The organism is Streptomyces paradoxus (assembly GCF_014202475.1).
Classification (GTDB): domain Bacteria; phylum Actinomycetota; class Actinomycetes; order Streptomycetales; family Streptomycetaceae; genus Streptomyces; species Streptomyces paradoxus.
On the sequence record NZ_JACHGV010000005.1, the window covers coordinates 304,465 to 325,704 of the forward strand.

A 21,240-nucleotide genomic window follows, 5' to 3' on the forward strand; every position below is an offset into this window, starting at 1 on the left:
CCATGGACGCCCGCTTCACCGACGAACAGGACGAGATCCGCCGCACCCTGCGCGACCTGCTCGGCAAGCGGTGCGGTCCGGAAGAGCTGCGGGCGGCCGTCGACACCCCGGCCGGACACGACCGGGCCCTGTGGACCGCCCTCGCCGGACAACTGGGCCTGCCCGGACTGGCCCTCCCCGAGACCTGCGGCGGAGTCGGCTGCTCGGTGACCGAACTGGCCCTGGCCTGCGAAGAGACGGGCCGGGCCCTCGCCCCCACCCCCTTGCTGGCCACCGCCGTCCTCGCCGCCCCGCTGCTGCTCGCCCTCGGCACCGGCGCCCAGCGCGCCGGGCTCCTGCCGCGCATCGCCTCCGGCGGACTCACCGCCACCCTCGCCGTACCGGGGCCCGCCCTGGCCACCGCCCTCGCGCTCACCGGCCTCGACCGGCGCGGGGAGTGGGCCGGCGGGGGGCGGGCCGGGGGCGTACAGGCCCGGCGGGCCGAGGACGGCTGGCAGCTGTACGGGCAGGCCGACCAGGTGCTCGACGGGCACAGTGCCGAGCTGCTCGTGGTCGCCGCGCACACCGGGGGATTCGCCCGGTCCCGCGTGCTGCTCTTCCTGGTACGCGGGGACGCGGCCGGTCTCACCCGCGTACGGCAGACCGCCCTGGACGCCACCCGCCCCCAAGCACGGATCCAACTGCGCAACGTACCGGCCGAGTTGCTGGGTGACGAAGCCGCCGACGCCCTCCCCGCACTGGCCCGGCTCGGCGGCACCGCCGCCGCCTGCCTCGCCGCCGAGGCCGTGGGGGCTGCCGGACGGGTGCTGGAGCGGACCGTCGAGTACGTGGGGAAGCGCGAGCAGTTCGGCAGGCCGGTCGGCTCCTTCCAGGCGGTCAAGCACCGGCTGGCCGACGCCTACGTCCAGGTCCAGGCGGCCCGGTCGGCGGCGTACTACGCGGCCTGGGCCGCCGCGGCCCCGGCCCCCGGGGAGGAGACGGCCGCCCATCTCGCCCTCGCGCAGGCGCTCGAAGCGCTGCGCCGCGCCGCCGCCGAGGGCATCCAGCTGCACGGCGGCATCGGATTCACCTGGGAGCACGAGGCTCACCTGTACTTCAAGCGTGCCGCGGGCGACGAGCTGCTGTTCGGGCCGGTGCACCGGCTGCGGGCGCACGCGGCCGCCGCGGCACACGTCTTCGAGGAGGCCGGCACATGAGGGGTGCGCGCGTGGTGCAGAAGGTGTCGTCTACCAGGGGCTTCGCCCGGGTGGCGCCGCACGTGGTGCCCGCCCTCGACCGGGCCGTCCACCGGCTCACCCGGGGAAAGGTGCTGCTCAGCGCGCAACTGCTCCCCGGTGTGGTGCTGACCTCCACCGGGGCGAGGAGCGGGCTGCCCCGTCGTACGCCCCTGGCCTGCATGCCGGAGGACGGCGGGCGCTGCTGGATCCTCGTCGGGTCCAACTTCGGACGGCCGGGGCACCCCGCCTGGAGCCACAACCTGCTCGCCCATCCCGACGCGGAGATCAGCTGGAAGGGCCGGGACGTCCCGGTCACGGCCCGGCTGCTGGCGGGGGAGGAGCGGGCGGCGGCGTGGCAGGCGCTGCTGGCGTTCTGGCCGCCGTACGCGGCGTACCAGGCGCGGGTGGAGCGGGAGATCCGGGTTTTCCGGCTCGTGCCGAGGCGGAAAAGCGCGACAGGCGGCGGTCCACCTGCGTGAACCACCGCCTGCCAGACAGGACTTGGATACGTAAGAGGCCGCGCGCCGCGCTATTTCGTCGGCTTCCGGCCGGTGACGCCCAGGTGCACCAACAGGGCGAGGTTCGGCTTCAGTTCGGCCTGCTTCACGCCCCAGGAGGAGAAGCCCTTCTGGTGGGAGGCGACGGCCGCGAGCATCGCGACGAGCGAACCGGCGACGGCCGCCGGGTTCACGTCCTTGTCGACCCTGCCCTTGGCCTGGAGCTCGGCGACGGCGTCCGCCAGGGAGTTGTTCACCGAGTTGAGGATCTTCATCCGGAGCTTGTAGAACCGCTTGTCGCCCTCGGCGGCACCGAGATCGACGACCCGGAGGATCGCGTCGTTCTTGCGCCAGAACTCCAGGAAGCCGTCGACGAGTTCCTGCGCCGTCTGCCAGCCGGCCTTGCCGGCCCACGAACGGCCCTCCAAGAGCTCCGTCAACGCGGCGCCCTCGGTCGCCATTTGCTCGGCGATCTCCAGGACGGCGCCCTCGACGTCCGGGAAGTACTGGTAGAAGGTCGCGGGCGAAGTGCCCGCCTTCCGGGCGACATCGATGACTTTGACGTCGCGGTACGGGGAGGAGCTGAGCATCTCGCTGAGGCAGTCGAGCAGCTTCTGCCGGGTCGCCTGCCCACGCCGGCCGGCCACGCGGCCGTCGACGGTACGCACTTGTCCTGTCATGCCGTCAGCTTACCGAGGCGTGATCGGGGCGCGATTCGGCCGACTGCAAATGGGGTGCGAGGGAGTACGGAGGCTGTGTGCCTGGTCTGCGGGTTGCGGCAGTCGCGGTTACTTTGGCGGCATGGCCGAAAACAGGGCATCGGTGTACGGAGAGGGCGTCCCCTGCTGGGTGGACGCCCAGCTTCCCGACGTCGAGGCGGGCAAGCGGTTCTACGGTGAACTTTTCGGGTGGACCTTCGAGGACTGGTTCGGCTCCTTCGCGCAGGCGCTGAAGGACGGCGAACCCGTGGCCGCGCTGGTCCGCAAGGTGGACGGCCGGCTGCCCACCGTGTGGACGGTGTACTTCGCGACCCCGGACGCACCGGCCCTGGCCCGGCGCATCCGGGACGCGGGCGGGCAGATCGTCTCGGCGCCGGTGCCGGCCGGGGAACTGGGCGTCACCGCGCTCGTCACCGACCCCGAGGGCGCCGTGTTCGCCCTGTGGCAGCCGGAGGAGCACCCCGGCTTCGGCAAGCGGCACGAGCCGGGCACCTTCGCCTGGGCCGAGCTGTACGCCCGCGACACCGAGGCCGCCAACGCCTTCTACGGCGATCTCTTCCGGGAGGCCCTGTTCGGGCCGGACGCCGAGCCCGATTTCGGCCGCGCCCCCGTCTCCGACGTGTTCCCCGCGCAGATGCCGCCCCACTTCCTCGTGCATTTCGCCGTCGAGGACGTACCGGCCGCGCTGGAGGACGTGACACGGCTCGGCGGCCGGGTCCAGGCCCCGCCCTTCGAGACCTCGTACGGCGAGGTCGCCGTCGTCACGGACGATCAAGGGGCGTCCTTCGCGCTGCTGCGCCGCTGAGCAGGCATTGTTTGGTCATCGTTTGTTCGCTTGTCTCCCGAGACATCCGAATTGTCACCGGGTTCGCAACCAGGGCTCCGGCCAGGAAGAATCAGGGTGCGTGCCGCCATGGCGGTGCGGTGGTGAGACGCTGCACGGGGTCGCGTGGAACATGTGGCTTTGGCGCGGCTCGTACGGGGAGGTGGCAGGCAGAGTGGTGGATCAGCTGACGCAGCACGATCCGCGGCGGATCGGGCCGTTCGAGGTGCTGGGACGGCTGGGTGCCGGCGGCATGGGGCTGGTCTATCTCGCGCGTTCGGCGTCCGGCCGGCGCGTGGCGATCAAGACCGTCCGGACGGAGCTGGCCGAGGACCAGCTGTTCCGGGTCCGCTTCACGCGTGAGGTGGAGGCGGCCCGCGCCGTCTCCGGCTTCTACACGGCCGCGGTCGTGGACGCCGACCCGCGCGCCGCCGTGCCGTGGCTGGCCACCGCGTACGTCCCCGCGCCCTCCCTCGAAGAGATAGTGAACGACTGCGGTCCGATGCCGGCCCAGGCGGTGCGCTGGCTGGCGGCGGGCGTGGCCGAGGCGCTCCAGTCCATCCACGGCGCGGGCCTGGTGCACCGGGACCTCAAACCGTCGAACGTCCTCGTCGTGGAGGACGGGCCCCGGGTGATCGACTTCGGCATCGCGTCGGGCGTCTCGAACACGCGTTTGACGATGACGAACGTCGCCGTCGGCACGCCCGCCTACATGTCCCCCGAGCAGGCCAAGGACTCCCGCAGCGTCACCGGCGCCAGCGACGTCTTCTCCCTGGGCTCCATGCTGGTCTTCGCCGCCACCGGCCACCCGCCCTTCCACGGCGCCAACCCGGTCGAGACGGTCTTCATGCTGCTGCGCGAGGGCCCGGACCTCGAAGGCCTGCCGGACGAACTGCGTCCGCTCATCGAGTCCTGTATGCAGATGGACCCGACGGCCCGCCCCAACCCGGCCGACCTCCAGGCCCAGCTGGCCCCCCACCTCTTCGGCTCCGGCTCCGACGACAGCGGCACGGCCTCCGCATGGCTGCCCGAGCGGGCCGTGGGCCTGATCGAGTCCCGCCGCAACGGCCGCCCGGCCGGCAAGCCCGCCCCCGGCGCCGGCCGCAGCGGCGGCGGACGCCCCGCACCGGGCCCGGCGCCCATCCCGCCCCCGCCCGCGCACGACCCGGTCGTCCCGTCGCCCGCCCCCGCGCCCTCCCCCAAGCTCTCGGCTTCGCTCGAGCAGGGAGGTGCCCCCATCGGCCCCGACACCGGTCCCGTCCGCCTCGCCGGCGCCAAGGTGCCCATCGGCCCGGGCCCGCGCGTAGCGGACGTCCGCGCCGCCGCCGCGCAGGCGCCGGCACCGGAGGCCGCCCTCGCCGCCTCCTGGTCCAAGCCCCGTCCCGGCGTCAACGGCACGGACCCCGCCGTGGGCCCCGCCGTCGCCGCGCCCCCGGCCCCGGCCGCGCCGCCGGAGCAGGCCGGCGGCTGGCGGCCCTGGCGCTTCCGCATGTCCAACGACGTCTGGGGCACGCCCTCGGTCGCCGACGACCTGGTCTACGTCACCTCCTTCGAGGTGCACGCGCTGGACGTCGCCACCGGCCGCCGCCGCTTCAAGACCCGGGACGTCGCCTGGTCCATGGCGGTCGCCGACGGCCGTATCCACGCCTCCGACGGGCCCACCCTGTTCGCCCTGGACGCCCGAGAGGGAGCCGACCTCTGGCGCCTCCAGACGGACGCCTGGGTCTACTCGCTCCAGGCCGCCCGGGGCACCGTCGTCACCGGCACCCGCGGCGGCGGCGTCCAGGGCTGGGAGGCCTCCAGCGGCCAGAAGCTGTGGGAGGTCACCGGCTGCCAGTCCGACTTCGAGTCCCCCGAGGCCGGGCCCGCCCTGCACGACGGCACGGTCTACGTGTGGCAGGACGCCCGGCTGCGCGCCCTGGACGCCCGCACCGGCGACGAGCGCTGGTCGTACCCGATCGGCGACGCGGCCTCCTGCGGCGGCGTCCCGATCCGGCTCACGCAGGCGACCGACGGCTACGTCTACGTCTGCGCCGGCACCCGCGTCCTCGCCCTCGACGTGGCCGCCGGGCACGTGAAGTGGCACTTCGAGGCCCCGGCCGTGTTCCTCTGCCCGCCCACCTTCGTCCCCGGCCCGGCCGTCACCGGCGGCGGCATCTACCTCGCCGACTACCTCGGCACGGTCTACGCCCTCGACGCCACCGACGGCCGCGACCGCTGGCGCATCGCCACCGAGGCCCGCTCCTGCGTCGACCCCGTCCTGGTCGCCGCAGGACACGTCCACGTGGGCAGCGGCAAGGGCCTCTACACCCTCGACGCGGTCACCGGCACACCCAAGTGGCGTTTCCAGGCGGGCGGCGACATCGTGGGCGCCCCCTCGGTGGCCGAGGGCCGTATCCACTTCGGCTCCACCGACCACCTGCTCTACACCCTGAAGGCCGACGACGGCCGGCTGCGCTGGAAGCTCGCCACCGGCGGAGAGATCACCGGCTCCCCGGTCGTCCGGGACGGGGTGGTGTACGCGTGCAGCAAGGACCGCTGCGTGTACGCACTGGACGCGGAGAAGGGCACGGGCACGGCGCGCACCGCCTGACCGGCCCGGGACGGCCGTCGTCCCGGCGTACGGAAGGGGTGCTCCGGACGGCGGCCGCCGCTCGTCGGGGAGCGGCCCGTGCAGCGCTCCCACCCACGACGCTACGCCGGGTGCGGGCCGGTCGCCAGGCAATGGGACGACCGGCCGCGGTGCGTCAGTCCCGCAGTTCCGTCAGGAAGCCGATCAGCGCTTCGTTCACCTCGGCGGGCCGCTCCTGCTGCGTCCAGTGGCCGCAGCCCGGCAGCACGAGCGGCTTGCGGCGCAGGTCCGGCATCAAGTCCGGCAGCCGCTCGATCAGTTCGGGCGTCCCGGGGAAGGCGGGGACCAGGTCGCGGTCGCCGTACACGTACAGCGCGGGCGGGGAGACGACCGCGCCCTGCCAGGGGGCGGTCAGCTCCCAGTTGCGGTCCAGGTTGCGGTACCAGTTGAGCGCGCCGGTGAAGCCCGGCTCGAAGCTCTCGGTGAGCACGTCGAGATCCTGCTCGGTGAGCCACTCGGGCAGCACCTCGGGGTCCGGCGTGTCCGTGAGCCAGCCGCGCTCCAGGTCGACCAGGGCCTGCTCGGGACGCCCGGCGTCCGGCGCGTCACCGGAAGCGGAGTACAGCAGCTTGCGCAGGGTCGTGCGGGTGTCGGCGGCGAACTCGGCGTCCGCGGCCCCCGGCCGGCTGAAGTAGTTCCAGTAGAAGCGGCCCTCGAACCGCTCCTGCATGGTCTGAAGCGGAGGCCGGCTGCCGCGGAACGGCGGCGGAACGCTCAGCCCCGCCACCCCGCGCACCACGTCCGGCCGCAGCAGCGCGGTGTGCCAGGCCACCGGCGCGCCCCAGTCGTGCCCGACGACGAACGCCCGCTCCTCGCCCAGCGCGTGGACCAGCCCGACCACGTCCCCCACCAGATGGAGGATGCTGTACGCGGCCACGTCCTCGGGGCGGTCGCTGCCGCCGTACCCGCGCTGGTCGGGCGCGACCACCCGGAAACCGGCCTCGGCCAGCGGGCCGAACTGGTGCCGCCAGGAGTGCCAGGACTCCGGGAATCCGTGCAGCAGCACCACGAGCGGGCCCTCGCCCCGCTCGGCGATGTGCAGTTGTATGCCATTGACGTCGATCATCCGATGCTCAACCACGCCCCGAGCATAAGGGTGTAGGGGTCAACGACTTCACTCGCGCAACCGGTACTCCCGCCGCCGCTCGGTGAACAGCCGGGCCTGCCGCTCACCCGCCGCGTTCCCGAGTGCGATGAGATGCGGTGCCTGTGCGAATCCCTGCGCGCGGCCCGCCTCACTCGCGGCCCACAGCGCCCGGACCGTCCCCTGCACGGCCTCGGTCGGATACCCGGCGAGGACGGCGGCGCACGCGGTCGCCGCCCCCAACGCCTCGCCCTTGGGCACGAGTTCCGACACCAGCCCGATCTCGTACGCCCGCCGCGCCGAGATCCGCTCCGCCGTCCCCATCAGCGCCATCCGCGCGGCCTCCCCGTACGGCATGCGCTGCGCCATGAGCACGGACTCGTAGGCGCTGACCATGCCGTAGGTGGTGTGCGGGTCGAAGAAGGTGGCCGTGGGGTCCGCGACGACGAACTCGGCCTCGCCGAGCAGGTAGAAGGCACCTCCGCAGGCCATGCCGTGCACGGCGGCGACGACCGGTTTCCACAGGTCGTTCGCCTTCGGCCCGATCCCGAGCAGCGGATCGTCCTGCGCGTACGGCGAGTTCGGCTGCGGCACGACGGCGTCCCGGTCGATGCCGGTGCAGAAGGCCCGCTCGCCGGCCCCGGTGAGGACGATCGCCCGCACGGCGTCGTCGAACCGCAACTCATGCCAGATGGAAGCCAGTTCGTCGGCCATGGCGAGGTCGACGGCATTGAGCCGCCCGGGCCGGTCCAGCGTCACGACGGCGACCCCGCTGTCCCGGTCGGCCTCCAGGAGCACACTGCTCATGACCGCTCCGGGACCCACTGGGGCAGCCCGTCGTGGAAGACGGCCCGGACCCGGGCGCCGATGCGCACGCTCTGCGGCGGCAGCGAGTCGAGGGGCTGTCCGGCCCCGGCGACCAGATTGCCCACCAGCCGGATGCGGGGCGCCTCCTCCAGCTCGACGACGACCACGTTGTACGGCGCCTGCGCGGCGTAGTCGGGCAGCAGCGGCGGATGGGCGACGACGTACGACCAGACCCGGCCCCGGCCGGACACCGGCCGCCACTCGCTGTCGAAGGACTGGCAGTGCGGGCAGCAGGGCCGGGGCGGGAAGCGGAGTTCTCCGCACGCGGCGCAGGCCTGGACGCGGAGTTCGCCCTGGGCGGCGTACTCCCAGAAGGGGGCGCCGTCGGCGTCGGGGACGGGACGCAGCATGGTTGCTCCTCAACTCCTCAGCAGCAGCGCGGAGGTGGGAACCCCTTCGCCCGCCGTGACCAGGCAGGCCGAGGCGTCCGGCACCTGCGCGGTACTGGTCCCGCGCAGCTGCTTCACGCCTTCGTTGATGAGGTTGAAGCCGTGGACGTAGGCCTCGGACAGCCCGCCCCCGCCGGTGTTCAGCGGCAGCAGCCCGCCGGTCTCCAGCGCCCCGCCCTCGGTGAACGCCCCGCCCTCACCGCGCCCGCAGAAGCCGTAGCCCTCCAGGGAGAGCAGGACCAGGGGCGTGAAGGCGTCGTAGATCTGGGCGACGTCGACATCCTCGGGGGCCAGGTCGGAGTGTTTCCACAGGTGCCGGGCGGCGGCCCAGGCGGGCCCGGTGAGGGGGTCGTCGTTCCAGTAGTTCACCATGCCGTGGTGCTGGGCGGGGAGCGACTGGGCGACGGAATGGACCAGGACGGGCCGCTGCCGGCAGTCGCGGGCGCGCTCGGCGGAGACCACGACACAGGCCAGCGCCCCGTCGGTCTCCAGGCAGTTGTCGAAGAGGCAGAGCGGTTCGCTGATCCAGCGGGAGGTCATGTACATCTCGCGGGTGAGGGGCCGGTCGTACATGATCGCGGCGGGGTTCTGGTTGGCCCGGTTGCGGCAGGCCAGGGCGACGTTGAACAGGTGGTCGCGGCTGGCGCCGTACTCGTGCAGGTAGCGGCGGGTGAGCATCGCGATCTCGTCGGCCGGCCTCAGCAGCCCGTAGGGCCGGGTCCACTGGGCCGGGGTCGGGAGCTGGACGGTGGTGTTCGTCCAGGGCCGGGGCCCGCTGCCCCGCTTGCGGGACCGCCAGGCCACCCCGACGTTCGCCTGCCCGGCGGTGATGGCGGCGGCGAGATGGGCGACGGTGGCGCACGAACCCCCGCCGCCGAAGCCGACCTTGCTGAAGAAGGTGAGGTCGCCGAAGCCGCAGGCCTTCGCCAGCTCCACCTCGTCGGTCTCCTCCATGGTGTAGGAGGCGAGGGCGTCGACCTCGCCGGGCGCGATCCCCGCGTCGTCGAGCGCGGCCAGCACGGCACGGCAGGCGAGGGTGCGTTCGTCCTCCGGGAGCCGTTTGGCGAAGGGCGTCTGGCCTATGCCGACGATGGCGGTGGCGTCCTTGAGGCCTCCCGATCCTGCTGCCATGCTGCGCGCACCTCCGGGCCCGAACGGTCGCTGACAGGTCGTCAGATTACAGATAATCTGACGGACAGTCAGCTCCTACGTCGTCGGGAGGCGCGCTGTGCGAGCGGATACGGCATGGGGAAGCGTTCCGGACCTGGTCAGGACGGCGGCCGAGCGGTACGCGGACGTCGAGGCGGTCGTCGAGGGCCGGACCCGCGTCACCTACGCGGAGCTGGGCGCCCGCGTGGAGCGCGCGGCGGCGGCCTGCATGGCGACCGGTGTCGAACCGGGCGACCGGGTCGGCATCTGGGCCCCGAACTCGCTCGACTGGATCGTCGCGGCCCTGGGCGCGGTCTGCGCGGGGGCGGTGCTCGTGCCGCTGAACACCCGGTTCAAGGGCGCCGAAGCCGCGGACGTGCTGCGCCGCAGCGGCACCCGGCTGCTGTTCGTCACCGGCACGTTCCTCGGCACGTCGTACGTGGCGTCCCTGCGCCGGGCGGCCGGAGACGGCCCGGGCACCGGCCCCCTGCCTGGCCTGCCGGCCCTGAAGCACGCGGTCGTCCTCTCGGGCGACGCCCCGGCGGACTTCCTGACCTGGAAGGACTTCCTGGCCGCGGGGGAGGGGATGGGGACGGCGGACGTACGGGAAAGGTCCGGCGCCGTCCAGGGGGCCTGGCCCTCGGACATCATCTTCACCTCGGGCACGACGGGCCGCCCCAAGGGTGCCGTCATCACCCACGACCAGACGCTGCGGGCGTACGGCATCTGGAGCGACCTGGCGGGCCTCACCCGGGGCGACCGCTACCTGATCGTCAACCCCTTCTTCCACACCTTCGGCTACAAGGCGGGGGTGATCGCCTGCCTCATGCGGGGCGCGACGATGATCCCCCAGCCGGTGTTCAACGTGACGACGGTCCTCGCCAACATCGCCGCCGAGCGGATCTCCGTGCTCCCCGGCCCCCCGACCCTCCTCCAGTCCCTCCTGGACCACCCCGCCCGGGACGCCCACGACCTGACGGCCCTGCGCCTGGTCGTGACGGGGGCTGCGGTCGTGCCGCTGCGGCTGGTGGAGCGGCTGCGCACCGAACTGGGCATCGGCACGGTCCTCACCGCCTACGGCCTGTCCGAAGCGAGCGGTGTCGTCACGATGTGCCGGCGCGGCGACGACCCGACGGTGATCGCGTCCACGTCGGGCCGCGCCATCCCCGGCACGCAGGTGCGGGTCGTGGACGGTGAGGGCAGGGCCCTGGCACCCGGCCTGCCGGGCGAGGTCCTGGTGCGCGGCTTCCACGTCATGAGCGGCTACTACGAGGACGAGCGGGCCACCGCCGAGGTGCTCACGCCGGACGGCTGGCTGCGCACCGGCGACGTCGGAGTCCTGGACGCCGCGGGCAACCTGCGCATCACCGACCGCATCAAGGACATGTTCATCGTCGGCGGCTTCAACGCCTACCCCGCCGAGATAGAGCAGCTCCTGGGCCTCCACCCGGACGTGGCGGACGTGGCGGTGATCGGCGTACCGGACGCCCGGCTCGGGGAGGTCGGCAGGGCCTACGTCGTACGGCGCCCCGGGGCCCTGCTGACCGCCGACGACCTGATCGCCTGGTCCCGCAGGGAGATGGCGAACTACAAGGTCCCGAGGACCGTCCGGTTCGTCGCGGAACTGCCGCGCAACGCGAGCGGGAAGGTCGTGAAGGGCGCGCTGCGGGACCCGGTCACCGGCTGACCGGCAGGGCCGGGGTGCCGGTGACCGACATCATCAACGAGTACAGGGTGGTGTCGGCGGCGATGAACAGGCGGTTGCGCCGGGCGCCGCCGAACCGGACGTTGGCGACGGTGCCGGGCACCAGGATGCGGCCGATCAGCGTGCCGTCGGGGTCGTAGCAGTGCACGCCCCCGGCCATGGCGGCGGCCCAGAGCCGCCCCTGGTCGTCGAACCGGATGTTGTCGAAGTTGCCGTTGGCGCACGCGGCGAAGACCTCGCCGCCGGACAGGGTGGCGCCGTCCTCGCCGACGTCGAAGACGCGGATGTGGTTGGCGACGCTGTCGGACACGTACAGCCGCCGCTCGTCCGGCGAGAAGACCAGCCCGTTGGGCCCCTGGAACCCGTCGGCGACCAGCCGCACCTCGCCGTTCGTGGGGTCGACGCGGTAGACGTTGCGGGCCCCGATCTCGGACTCGGCGCGGTGCCCCTCGTAGTCGGTGGCGATCCCGAACTCGGGGTCGGAGAACCACACCGAGCCGTCCGACTTCACGACGGCGTCGTTCGGGCTGTTGAGCCGCTTGCCCCGGAACCGCTCGGCGATCACGCTGACCGAGCCGTCGTGCTCGGTCCGGGTCACCCGCCGGTTGCCCTGCTCACAGGTGATGAGACGGCCCTGGCCGTCCAGGGTGCTGCCGTTCGGGTATCCGGCGGGGGAGCGGAACACCCCGACGGCCCCGGTGGTCTCGTCCCACCGCAGCAGCCGGTCGTTCGGGATGTCGCTCCACACGAGATACCGCCCGGCGGGCACGTACACCGGCCCCTCGGCCCACCGGCACCCGTCGTACAACGTCTCCAGCCGCGAGTCCCCCGCCTGACACCGCCCCGTCCGGAACCGCTCGTCGAGGGTCTCGTAGAGGTGGGGCTGGTCGCCGGGCATGGGGGCCGCCTTCGGGTTGGGAAGCTGAACCGGTGACCACTATCGCGCGACGCCCCCGGACACGTCCCGGCGACACCAGTCGTCAACAGGAGCAGTTGGGCAGCCCTCTCGTTCGCCGACCTGGGCCGGAGCCCCGTCAGCAGGCCCGAACGCTCCAACTCCCCCCGAGTAAGCGGCCCCTGGCCACCCATGTGCGGAGAGACTGTGCAGACTTCATGGACTCCCGTGCGCCGCCCTGTGATCGGTGTCTCCCACAGCTGACGTATCCGCCGTCAACAAGGCAAACTGGCGTGGTTGCTCAGGATGTCTAGGGGGACTGCATGGACGGTGTACCGAACGGTGTGCCGCGCGTACCGGAGCAGCGGCGTTTCGACTCCACGCCGGCATCGCCGGGGTCTGCGACGACGGCCGAGCCGGAGAGGCCGGCCGAGCCAGTGACCCTGCGCTTCAGCGTGCTCGGCCCCGTGCGCGCCTGGCGCGGTGACGAGCCGGTCGCCACCGGATCCCCCCAGCAACGCGCCCTGCTCGCCGCCCTGCTGCTGCGCGAGGGCCGGACGGCCACGGCGGCGGAGCTGATCGACGCCCTGTGGGGCGATGAATCGCCCTCGCAGGCACTGGCGGCGGTACGGACGTACGCCTCCCGCCTGCGCAAGGTGCTGGACCCGGGCGGCGAGGGACGCCGGGCGGGCGGCACCTCCGCCGTCCTGGTCAGCGAGTCCGGCGGCTACGCGGTCCGCGGTCTCGCCGAGGGCGCCCTGGACCTCACCGTCGCCCACGACCTGGCGACCGAGGCGGAGAAGGCCCGCTCCGCCGGCGACCTGTGCCACGCCCGCGACACCCTGCGCCGCGCCCTCGCCCTGTGGGACGGGGAGACCCTGGCCGGAGTGCCCGGCCCCTACGCCGAAGCCCAGCGCGTGCGTCTGGAGGAGTGGCGGCTCCAACTCCTCGAATCGCGCCTGGACATGGATCTTGAGCAGGGCTGTCACGCCGAGGCCGTCTCCGAGCTCACGGCCCTCACCGCGGCCCATCCGCTGCGCGAGCGGCTCCGCGAGCTGCTGATGCTGGCGCTCTACCGCAGCGGCCGCCAGGCCGAGGCCCTTGCCGTGTACGCCGACACCCGCCGTCTGCTCGCCGACGAACTCGGCGTGGACCCGCGCCCCGGCCTGAGCGAGCTGCAGCAGCGGATCCTCCAGGCGGACCCGGGCCTGGCGGAGCCCTCCTCCCCGGCCCCCGAACCGGCCTCCGTGCCGGTCCGCCCCGCGCAACTGCCCGCGACTGTTCCGGACTTCACCGGCCGTACCGCCTTCGTCCGCGAACTGGGCGACATCCTCGCCTCCGCCGAGGGCCGGGTCATGGCGGTCTCGGCACTGGCCGGCATCGGCGGCGTCGGCAAGACGACCCTCGCGGTGCACGTGGCCCACCAGGCGCGCACGGCGTTCCCGGACGGGCAGCTGTACGTCGACCTGCAGGGCGCGGGCGCCTTGGCGGCGGAGCCGGAGACGGTCCTCGGCTCCTTCCTGCGGGCCCTCGGCACGGCCGACTCGGCGATCCCCGACTCCCTGGAGGAACGCGCGGCCCTCTACCGCTCGGTCCTGGCCGGCCGCCGGGTCCTGGTCCTGCTGGACAACGCCCGGGACGCCGCCCAGGTGCGCCCCCTGCTGCCCGGCACGGACGGCTGCGCCGCGCTGGTCACCTCCCGTACGCGGATGGTGGACCTGGCGGGCGCCCACCTGATCGACCTGGACGTGATGTCCCCGGACGAGGCGCTGGCGCTGTTCACGAAGATCGTGGGCGAGGAGCGGGTGGCGTCCGAGCGCGAGGCCGCCCTGGACGTGGTGGCGGCCTGCGGCTTCCTCCCGCTGGCCATCCGCATCGCGGCGTCCCGCCTCGCGGCCCGCCGCACCTGGACGGTGTCGGTCCTCGCGGCGAAGCTCGCCGACGAGCGCCGCCGCCTGGACGAACTCCAGGCCGGCGACCTGGCCGTCAAGGCCACCTTCGAACTCGGCTACGGCCAGCTGGAACCGGCCCAGGCCCGCGCGTTCCGCCTGCTGGGCCTCGCGGACGGCCCCGACATCTCCCTCGCCGCGGCGGCGGCGGTCCTGGACCTCCCGGCCGAGGACACGGAGGACCTGCTGGAGTCCCTCGTGGACACCTCCCTCCTCGAATCGGCGGCCCCCGGCCGCTACCGCTTCCACGATCTGGTGCGGCTCTACGCGCGTGCCTGCGCCGAAAGGGACGAACTTCCCCCGAGCGAAAGGGGGTCGGCGCTGTCCAGGCTGCTGGACTTCTACCTGGCGTCCGCGGCGGGCGTGTACGCGATCGAGCGCCCCGGGGACCGGCTGGTGGATCACCTGGAGCCCACGTCGTACCCGGGGCTGCGGTTCGACGACCGGCACGCGGCGCAGGACTGGCTGTACGCGGAGGCCATCTGCCTCCTCGCGTGCGTACGGCAGTCCGCGGGGCGGCCGGAGACCCTCCCCCGGGCGATCGACATGCTGTGGGCGGCGCACGACCTCTCCGAGTCGGGGGCCAACTCCAGGGAGTACGAGGCGACGGCCGAGGCGCTCGTCGGCGCGGCCCGCTCGCACGGCCTCGGGCGGGCGGAGGCACGAGCGCTGATGACGCTCGTCAACGTCCACCACGTGAGCGGCCGTTTCGAACGGGCCGAGGAGGAGGCGGAACGGGCCATCCTCCTCGCGCAGGAGTCCGACGACCTGCTCCCCGTCTGCTGGGCGCGCAACGCGCGCGGCATCATCGCGCTGTACCAGAACCGCCACACGGACGGCGAGGAGCACCTCTCCCGGGCCATCGAGCACTTCCGGGCCCTGGGCGACCGTCCGGGCGAGGCCGCCGCGCTCTGCAACCTCTCCCGGATCCACCTGGCGACCGGGCGGACCCAGAGTGCGGTCGCGCTGGCCCAGGAGGGCATCGACATCTACGACGGCATGGGCAACTCGATGCGCGGGGCGAACGCCCGCTACGCCCTCGGGCTCGCCCTCACCCAGAGCGGCGAACTGGGCGACGCTGCCGCCCGGCTCCAGGAGGCCCTGGAGGTCTTCCGCGACAGCAGGCAGCGCCTCTGGGAGGGCATGAGCCTGTTCCGGCTGGCCGAGGTCGATCTCGCAGCCCGGCGCGCGGCCCGCGCGGCCGCCAACGCCGAGATGGCGCTCACCGTGCTGCGCGGGATCGGCGGGGAGTGGCGGCGGGGCAACGTCCTCACGGTGCTCGGGCGCGCGCTCAGCGGCATCGGCCAGACCGGCCGGGCCCAGGTCTGCTGGCAGGAAGCGGCCGGGATCTACGAGGAGCTGGGCTCACCGGAGGCGGCCGAGGTGCGTGCGCTGCTGTCCCCGGTGCAGGCGGCCTGAGCAGCGGTCGGGGCGTTCATCAATCGTTTATCCCCCCACGCCATCATGGACGCAGTCGATCCGTCGCGTCGGGGGGCAGACGGGTCACTGCACGGGCCTCGCTCTGATGTTTCAGGGTGAGCGGGCCCGGGCGGGCCTGCCCGGCCATCCTCGGGGGAGTGACCGGGCAGGCCCGTCGACCTCACTGCCTGTTCCATGTCAAGGGGAGTTGACGATCATGAGCGACGAGCTCAAGCCGCAGGACCTGCACGCCACCGACGAGCCGCTGGAGACCAAGGACCTGCACGCCACGGACGAGGGCGCCGTCAAGAAGCAGGACCTGCACGCCACCGGCGAGCCGCTGGAGACGAAGGACCTGCACGCCACGTCGGAGCCCTTCAAGCCGACGAAGTAAGCCACCACGCACGGGGTTCGGCCGCGGCGGCGCGGAGGGGGAGCCGTCGCGGCCGAGGTGTGTCCGGCCACGGAAACGGAACTCTGGCATGACGCCACCTGTGCCGGCTCATCCCACGTGATCTCACACCAGACCGATTTGCTCGCCTCGCTCTGATCGCTCTGATCGACACCCCAGCGAAGCGCATCGCGTCGAGCGCGGTGAGCCGGGAAGTTATCCACAGGCCGCCCAGGCCTGCCGTGTTTCCTGCGATCTTGGCGGCGTGGAAGAACGAACGGCGCTACGGGCGCTGACGCCCTGGCGTCGGGCTGGCCCGCCCGGAGCCTCACCCGTGCCCTTCGGGCGGAGGGCTGGGGCCGGCTTCAGGCCGGGGCTTGGCTGGAGCCCGGGCGGGCCGCGGACCTCCCCACCCGGCTGCGAGCCGTCCAGCTCCTCACTCCCCGACTCGTCGTGAGCCACCGTTCCGCCGCCGCCCTCTGGCGCATCGAGACCCTCACCCCTGTTGCTGAAGCGCCCTTGGAGTTCCTCGACCCCGACCTCAGCTTCCGCGGCAAGGCCAAGGGTGTGCACGTGCGGCGGATGTTCCTCGCCCCCGAGGACGTGGCCCTGCGGCAGGGCCTGCGGGTCACCAGTCCCGTACGGACTCTCGTCGACCTGCTCCGCTCCCTGCCGAGGGACGACGCGTTCGTCGCCCTGGAGTCGGCGGTGACCCACCGTCGGGCCGGGTCCGCACGAAGGGCGCCGCTTGCCGGACTGGACGCGGTGGCGGCGGCACACCCGTCGCGGGGGTCGGCGAAGACCCGCCGATGGCTCGACTTGTGCGACCCTCGGGCCGGATCGCCGGCCGAGACCGTCGCCCGCCTGCGCATGGCCGACACCGGCCTTCGGCCCGAGACTCAGGTCGAACTGTTCACCCCGCTCGGCCGTCGCGTCGTCCTCGACTTCCTGTTCCGGCGCGAGGGGCTGGCGGTCGAGATCGAGGGCTACGCCTACCACGGCACCCGCGAGGCGCACCGGCGGGACGTCTCCCGCTTCAACCAGGTCCTCCAGTGCCCCGAGGTGCGCAGCCTGCTGCGCTTCACCGCCCAGGACGTGTTCCACCGCCCTGCCGGGATGCTCGCGGAGATTCGCGCGGCGCTGCTCGCCCTCGGGTGAGGAGACAGTGGAGCGGATGGGCCGTGTCCGGACGGGCATGCCCAGGTGCAGGGAGGGGGCTGGAGCCCAAGCGCTCCAGTACCACGTAGCTGACGCCCCGTCAGATCAGCGCTACCGTGAGCGCCATGGACACCCACGACAGCACGTTTCCGCTGATCATCTCCGTGGACGACCACACCGTGGAGCCCGCGAGCGTCTGGCAGGACCGGCTTCCGGGGAAGTACCGGGATGCCGGACCGCGGATCGTCCGGGCCCCCGTGAAGGAAATGACCTTTCTGGGCGGGCGTTTCAAGCCGGTCATGGGGCAGCCCGGGGACGACGGGCCCGTCGGGGACTGGTGGGTCTACGAGGATCTGCGGCGGCCCCTGACCCGGCTCGACACCGCCGTCGGGTACGACAGGGACGAGATCCGGCTGGAGGTCATCACCTACGAGCAGATGCGGCCCGGGTCCTACGACGTCACCGAGCGGCTCGCCGACATGGACGTCAACCACGTCCAGTCCGCCCTCTGCTTCCCCACGTTCCCGCGCTTCTGCGGCCAGACCTTCACCGAGGCGAAGGACCACGAGCTGGGCCTGCTCTGCGTGCGGGCCTACAACGACTGGATGGTGGAGGAGTGGTGCGGCCCGGACGCGCACGGGCGGCTCATACCCCTGCCCATCGTCCCCCTGTGGGACGCCGGGCTGGCGGCGGCGGAGGTCCGGCGCAACGCCGCCCGCGGGGTCCGCGCCGTCGCCTTCTCCGAGATACCGCCGTTCCTCGGCCTGCCCTCCATCCACACCGACGGCTGGGACCCCTTCCTCGAAGCGTGCGACGAGACGGGCACGGTCGTCGCCATGCACATCGGCTCCAGCAGCCGCATGCCCTCCACCTCGGCGGACGCCCCGCCCGCCGTCGGCTCCACCATCACCTACGCCAACTGCTGCTTCTCCATGGTCGACTGGCTGATGAGCGGCAAGTTCGAGCAGTTCCCGAACCTCAAGGTCATGTACGCCGAGGGGCAGATCGGCTGGATCCCCTACATCCTGGAGCGGGCCGACGTGGTGTGGGAGGAGAACCGCGGCTGGGGCGGAGTCGCCGACAAGGTGCACCGGCCACCGTCCGAGCTCTTCGCCGAGCACGTCCACGGCTGCTTCTTCGACGACGCCTTCGGCCTGCGCAACCTCGACTCCATCGGCGTCGGCAACGTCCTCTACGAGACCGACTACCCGCACTCCGACTCCACCTGGCCCAAGTCCCGCGAGGTCGGCGAGGCGCAGATGGGGCACCTGGAGGCGGAGGTGGTCGAGCGAATCGTGCGCGGCAACGCCATCGAGCTGCTCGGGCTCACCGCCGAGGGCCTGTGGCCGGGCGGCGGCGGTGGTGCGCGGTGAGCCTGCGGTACGGGATGCAGCTCCCCGTCCAGTCGCAGAGCACCCTCTACGCAGAGGGCTGGGAGGCGGAGGCCGGGCCGGAGGACCTGCTGGAGATCGCACGCGCCGCCGACCGGGCCGGGTTCGACTACCTGGCCAGTTGTGATCACGTCGGCATCCCGCGCCGCCTCGCCGCCGCGATGAGCACCGTCTGGTACGACCCGGTCGCCACCCTCGCCTTCCTCGCCGCCGCCACCGAACGCGTCCGGCTGCTCAGCCATGTCGCGATCGTCGGGCTGCGGCACCCCCTGCTCACCGCCAAGCAGTACGCCACCCTCGACCACCTCAGCGGGGGCCGGCTGGTCCTCGGGGTCGGAGCCGGGCACGTGCGGGAGGAGTTCGAGGCGCTGGGCGTCGACTTCCGCGGGCGCGGCGCCGTGCTGGACGAGTGCCTCGACGCCCTCCGCGCCGCCCTGGGGCCCGAGGAGTTCCCCGAGCACCACGGCAAGCTGTACGACTTCGAGGGGCTCGGGCAGCGGCCCCGGCCGGTGCAGGACCGGGTTCCCGTCTGGGTCGGCGGCTCCTCGCCCGCCGCCGTACGCCGGGCCGCGCTCAAGGGCGACGGGTGGCTGCCGCAGGGGGATCCGAGGGACCGGCTGCCGGCGCAGATCGCCCGCATCGGGGAACTGCGCGAGGAGGCCCGTGCGCGGGGCCCGTTCACCGTGGGTGCCATTGCCGAGCCGCTGTACGCCGGGACGCCCCGGTGGGACGTGGGGCGGCGCACCCTCACCGGCGCGCCGCGGGAACTCGCCGAGTCGCTGCGGGCGTACCGGGCGATGGGCGTGCACCAGATCCAGCTGCGGTTCCGAAGCCGGAGCCGCAGCGAACTGACCGATCAGATCGCGGCGTTCGGCGCCGAGGTCGCCCCCGAGCTGTGAGGAGACCCCATGGGCAAGCTCGACGGACGGGTCGTCATCGTCACCGGCGCCGCACGCGGCCAGGGTGAGCAGGAGGCCCGGCTGTTCGCGGCCGAGGGGGCCCGGGTGGTCCTCGCGGACGTGCTCGACGACCAGGGCGAGGCCCTCGCCAAGGAGATCGGCGCGCGGTACGTCCATCTGGACGTGGGCCGGGAGGAAGACTGGCGGGCCGCCGTCGCCGCCACCCGAGAGGCCTACGGCCATGTCGACGGGCTCGTCAACAACGCCGGGATCCTGCGCTTCAACTCCCTCCTCGACACACCCCTCGACGAGTTCATGCAGGTCGTCCAGGTCAACCAGGTGGGCTGCCTCCTCGGCATCAAGGCGGTCGCCCCGGAGATGGCCGACGGGGGCACGATCGTCAACACCGCCTCCTGCACGGGCCTGACCGGGATGGCCGCGGTGGGCGCCTACGCCGCGACCAAGCACGCCGTGGTCGGCCTGACCCGGGTCGCCGCCCTGGAGCTGGCGGGGCGGGGGATACGCGTCAACGCCGTCTGCCCGGGGGCCATCGACACGGCGATGTCCAACCCGGCGCGGCTGGACCCGGACGCCGACCCGGGGGAGACGGCGAAGGGCCTCGACCGGCTGTACCGCAAGCTCGTGCCGCTGGGCAGGGCCGGGCGGCCCGAGGAGGTGGCCAGGCTCGCGCTGTTCCTGACCTCGGAGGACTCGTCGTACATCACGGGCCAGCCGTTCGTGATCGACGGCGGATGGCTGGCCGGGGTCAGCATTATCTGACACACCATCAGCTATTGACGCTCCCGAGGGCCGGTGGAACAGTCTGACTCATAAATCTGACGGTGCGTCAGAACAACGCAGGGGCGGTGAACCTCCTTGGAATTCGGCATCTTCGTTCAGGGATACGTCGGCAAACGGGCCGAGACCGACCCGCTCGCCGAGCACAAGGCGCTGATGGAGGAGACCGAGTACGTCATCCAGGCCGACAAGTCCGGTTTCAAGTACGCCTGGGCCTCCGAGCACCACTTCCTGGACGAGTACTCGCATCTGTCCGCCAACGACGTCTTCCTCGGGTACCTGGCGCACGCGACCGAGCGGATCCATCTCGGCTCCGGGATCTTCAACCCGCTCGCCCCCGTCAACCACCCGGTGAAGGTCGCCGAGAAGGTCGCCATGCTCGACCACCTCAGCGGCAACCGCTTCGAGTTCGGCAGCGGACGGGGCGCCGGGTCCCACGAGATCCTCGGGTTCATGCCGGGGGTCACCGACATGAACCACACCAAGGAGCTGTGGGAAGAGACCATCGCCGAGTTCCCCAGGATGTGGCTCCAGGACGAGTACCAGGGCTTCCAGGGCAAACACTGGTCGCTGCCGCCGAGGAAGGTCCTGCCGAAGCCGTACGGTCCGGCGCACCCGGCCATGTGGTACGCGGCCGGTTCGCCCCCGTCGTACGCCATGGCCGCGAAGAAGGGGCTCGGCGTGCTCGGCTTCAGCGTGCAGAAGGTCTCCGACATGGAGTGGGTGCTGGAGCAGTACAAGACGGCGATCGTGGACGCGGAGCCGGTCGGCGCGTTCGTCAACGACAACGTGATGGTGACGACCACGGCGATCTGCGCGCCCACCCATGAGGAGGCGGTGCGGATCGCCGCGAGCGGGGGGCTGCACTACCTGCCCTCGCTGGTGTTCCGGTACCACGACACGTTCCCCCGGCCCGAGGGGTTCCCGGTGTGGCCTCAGACGCTGCCGGAGTACACCGAGGAGTTCGTGGAGGTCCTCATCGAGGAGGAGCTGCTGATCTGCGGGGATCCGGACGAGGTGCTGCGGCAGTGCAAGCGGTGGGAGCAGGCCGGGGCGGATCAGCTGAGTTTCGGGTTGCCGGTGGGGGTGCCGAAGGAGGAGACGCTGCAGACGATCCGGCTGGTCGGGGAGTACGTGATTCCCAGGATCGATACGGATCCCGTGCATCGGACTTCGCGGTTCCGTCAGGGCGCCTGAGCTTTCGTCGGCGGGTGCGGGTGGTGCGTGGCTGATCGCGCAGTTCCCCGCGCCCCTTGAG

18 protein-coding genes are annotated in these 21,240 nt (G+C 72.6%); 12 read left to right on the plus strand and 6 right to left on the minus strand.

Features of this window, described 5'->3' with window-relative positions; translation table 11 throughout:
• The first annotated feature begins 2 nt into the window (after positions 1-2).
• Entirely contained in the window at positions 3-1,196 is a 1,194-nt protein-coding gene (locus HNR57_RS19030; protein ID WP_184561201.1) for an acyl-CoA dehydrogenase family protein, read from the plus strand.
• Positions 1,193-1,696 carry a nitroreductase family deazaflavin-dependent oxidoreductase gene (locus tag HNR57_RS19035; protein WP_184561202.1) on the plus strand — a complete coding sequence of 168 codons (504 nt, stop codon included), beginning with the start codon at positions 1,193-1,195 and terminating at the stop codon, positions 1,694-1,696. The genes HNR57_RS19030 and HNR57_RS19035 overlap by 4 nt, the downstream gene beginning before the upstream one ends.
• A gap of 50 nt (positions 1,697-1,746) precedes the next feature.
• On the opposite strand, the gene HNR57_RS19040 is transcribed toward HNR57_RS19035, so the two are convergent.
• Entirely contained in the window at positions 1,747-2,394 is a 648-nt protein-coding gene (locus HNR57_RS19040) for a TetR family transcriptional regulator (RefSeq protein WP_167345935.1), read from the minus strand.
• Positions 2,395-2,515: 121 nt separating this feature from the next.
• Here HNR57_RS19040 and kbpA point away from each other — a divergent pair, with 121 nt between their 5' ends.
• Together kbpA and afsK are read left to right on the plus strand one after the other, a co-directional pair.
• Complete coding sequence (gene kbpA / locus HNR57_RS19045) at positions 2,516-3,238, plus strand: AfsK-binding protein KbpA (protein WP_184561203.1); 723 nt, start codon at positions 2,516-2,518, stop codon at positions 3,236-3,238.
• A gap of 193 nt (positions 3,239-3,431) precedes the next feature.
• Complete coding sequence (gene afsK, locus HNR57_RS19050; protein WP_184561204.1) at positions 3,432-5,849, plus strand: protein serine/threonine kinase AfsK; 2,418 nt, start codon at positions 3,432-3,434, stop codon at positions 5,847-5,849.
• A gap of 154 nt (positions 5,850-6,003) precedes the next feature.
• Here the strand turns inward: afsK and HNR57_RS19055 are convergent, their stop codons facing one another.
• From HNR57_RS19055 to HNR57_RS19070, 4 genes are read right to left on the minus strand one after another with little or no spacing between them, the layout of a single operon-like run.
• A complete protein-coding gene (locus tag HNR57_RS19055; RefSeq protein WP_184561445.1) occupies positions 6,004-6,954 on the minus strand; it encodes an alpha/beta fold hydrolase in 951 nt (316 codons plus the stop codon).
• Between the two features lie 48 nt (positions 6,955-7,002).
• Positions 7,003-7,779, minus strand: a complete 777-nt coding sequence (locus tag HNR57_RS19060) for an enoyl-CoA hydratase/isomerase family protein (protein WP_184561205.1) — start codon at positions 7,777-7,779, stop codon at positions 7,003-7,005.
• Positions 7,776-8,189 (minus strand): Zn-ribbon domain-containing OB-fold protein, encoded by a 414-nt coding sequence (locus HNR57_RS19065; RefSeq protein WP_184561206.1) that lies wholly within the window; start codon positions 8,187-8,189, stop codon positions 7,776-7,778. The genes HNR57_RS19060 and HNR57_RS19065 overlap by 4 nt, the downstream gene beginning before the upstream one ends.
• A 9-nt stretch (positions 8,190-8,198) precedes the next feature.
• Positions 8,199-9,359: a lipid-transfer protein gene (locus tag HNR57_RS19070; protein ID WP_184561207.1), complete on the minus strand. Its 1,161-nt coding sequence runs from the start codon at positions 9,357-9,359 to the stop codon at positions 8,199-8,201.
• 97 nt (positions 9,360-9,456) lie between these two features.
• Here HNR57_RS19070 and HNR57_RS19075 point away from each other — a divergent pair, with 97 nt between their 5' ends.
• On the plus strand, positions 9,457-11,064 hold the full coding sequence (locus HNR57_RS19075; RefSeq protein WP_184561208.1) for a FadD3 family acyl-CoA ligase: 1,608 nt from the start codon (positions 9,457-9,459) through the stop codon (positions 11,062-11,064).
• Here HNR57_RS19075 and HNR57_RS19080 read toward each other — a convergent pair.
• Entirely contained in the window at positions 11,054-11,980 is a 927-nt protein-coding gene (locus tag HNR57_RS19080) for an SMP-30/gluconolactonase/LRE family protein (protein ID WP_184561209.1), read from the minus strand. The genes HNR57_RS19075 and HNR57_RS19080 overlap by 11 nt on opposite strands.
• A gap of 320 nt (positions 11,981-12,300) precedes the next feature.
• Between HNR57_RS19080 and afsR the strand changes: the two genes are divergently transcribed.
• The 7 genes from afsR (at position 12,301) to HNR57_RS19115 (ending at position 21,179) form a co-directional block, all read left to right on the plus strand.
• Positions 12,301-15,345 carry an SARP-family global regulator AfsR gene (gene afsR, locus HNR57_RS19085; RefSeq protein ID WP_184561210.1) on the plus strand — a complete coding sequence of 1,015 codons (3,045 nt, stop codon included), beginning with the start codon at positions 12,301-12,303 and terminating at the stop codon, positions 15,343-15,345.
• 217 nt (positions 15,346-15,562) lie between these two features.
• Positions 15,563-15,739, plus strand: a complete 177-nt coding sequence (locus HNR57_RS19090; RefSeq protein WP_184561211.1) for a hypothetical protein — start codon at positions 15,563-15,565, stop codon at positions 15,737-15,739.
• A gap of 450 nt (positions 15,740-16,189) precedes the next feature.
• Positions 16,190-16,894, plus strand: a complete 705-nt coding sequence (locus HNR57_RS19095) for an endonuclease domain-containing protein (RefSeq protein WP_246554743.1) — start codon at positions 16,190-16,192, stop codon at positions 16,892-16,894.
• Between the two features lie 125 nt (positions 16,895-17,019).
• A complete protein-coding gene (locus HNR57_RS19100; protein WP_184561212.1) occupies positions 17,020-18,267 on the plus strand; it encodes an amidohydrolase family protein in 1,248 nt (415 codons plus the stop codon).
• Positions 18,268-18,281: 14 nt separating this feature from the next.
• On the plus strand, positions 18,282-19,184 hold the full coding sequence (locus HNR57_RS19105; protein ID WP_184561447.1) for a TIGR03619 family F420-dependent LLM class oxidoreductase: 903 nt from the start codon (positions 18,282-18,284) through the stop codon (positions 19,182-19,184).
• Positions 19,185-19,193: 9 nt separating this feature from the next.
• Complete coding sequence (locus HNR57_RS19110) at positions 19,194-19,964, plus strand: SDR family NAD(P)-dependent oxidoreductase (RefSeq protein WP_184561213.1); 771 nt, start codon at positions 19,194-19,196, stop codon at positions 19,962-19,964.
• 96 nt (positions 19,965-20,060) lie between these two features.
• A complete protein-coding gene (locus HNR57_RS19115) occupies positions 20,061-21,179 on the plus strand; it encodes an LLM class flavin-dependent oxidoreductase (RefSeq protein WP_184561214.1) in 1,119 nt (372 codons plus the stop codon).
• The last annotated feature ends 61 nt before the right edge of the window (positions 21,180-21,240 follow it).

Bases quoted from the DNA above. Each gene is read 5' to 3' on its own strand.
- HNR57_RS19030 (WP_184561201.1), top strand. From the start codon at position 3: ATGGACGCCCGCTTCACCGACGAACAGGACGAGATCCGCCGCACCCTG.
- HNR57_RS19035 (WP_184561202.1), top strand. From the start codon at position 1,193: ATGAGGGGTGCGCGCGTGGTGCAGAAGGTGTCGTCTACCAGGGGCTTC.
- HNR57_RS19040 (WP_167345935.1), bottom strand. From the start codon at position 2,394: ATGACAGGACAAGTGCGTACCGTCGACGGCCGCGTGGCCGGCCGGCGT.
- kbpA (WP_184561203.1), top strand. From the start codon at position 2,516: ATGGCCGAAAACAGGGCATCGGTGTACGGAGAGGGCGTCCCCTGCTGG.
- HNR57_RS19055 (WP_184561445.1), bottom strand. From the start codon at position 6,954: ATGATCGACGTCAATGGCATACAACTGCACATCGCCGAGCGGGGCGAG.
- HNR57_RS19060 (WP_184561205.1), bottom strand. From the start codon at position 7,779: ATGAGCAGTGTGCTCCTGGAGGCCGACCGGGACAGCGGGGTCGCCGTC.
- HNR57_RS19065 (WP_184561206.1), bottom strand. From the start codon at position 8,189: ATGCTGCGTCCCGTCCCCGACGCCGACGGCGCCCCCTTCTGGGAGTAC.
- HNR57_RS19070 (WP_184561207.1), bottom strand. From the start codon at position 9,359: ATGGCAGCAGGATCGGGAGGCCTCAAGGACGCCACCGCCATCGTCGGC.
- HNR57_RS19080 (WP_184561209.1), bottom strand. From the start codon at position 11,980: ATGCCCGGCGACCAGCCCCACCTCTACGAGACCCTCGACGAGCGGTTC.
- afsR (WP_184561210.1), top strand. From the start codon at position 12,301: ATGGACGGTGTACCGAACGGTGTGCCGCGCGTACCGGAGCAGCGGCGT.
- HNR57_RS19090 (WP_184561211.1), top strand. From the start codon at position 15,563: ATGAGCGACGAGCTCAAGCCGCAGGACCTGCACGCCACCGACGAGCCG.
- HNR57_RS19100 (WP_184561212.1), top strand. From the start codon at position 17,020: ATGGACACCCACGACAGCACGTTTCCGCTGATCATCTCCGTGGACGAC.
- HNR57_RS19105 (WP_184561447.1), top strand. From the start codon at position 18,282: ATGCAGCTCCCCGTCCAGTCGCAGAGCACCCTCTACGCAGAGGGCTGG.
- HNR57_RS19110 (WP_184561213.1), top strand. From the start codon at position 19,194: ATGGGCAAGCTCGACGGACGGGTCGTCATCGTCACCGGCGCCGCACGC.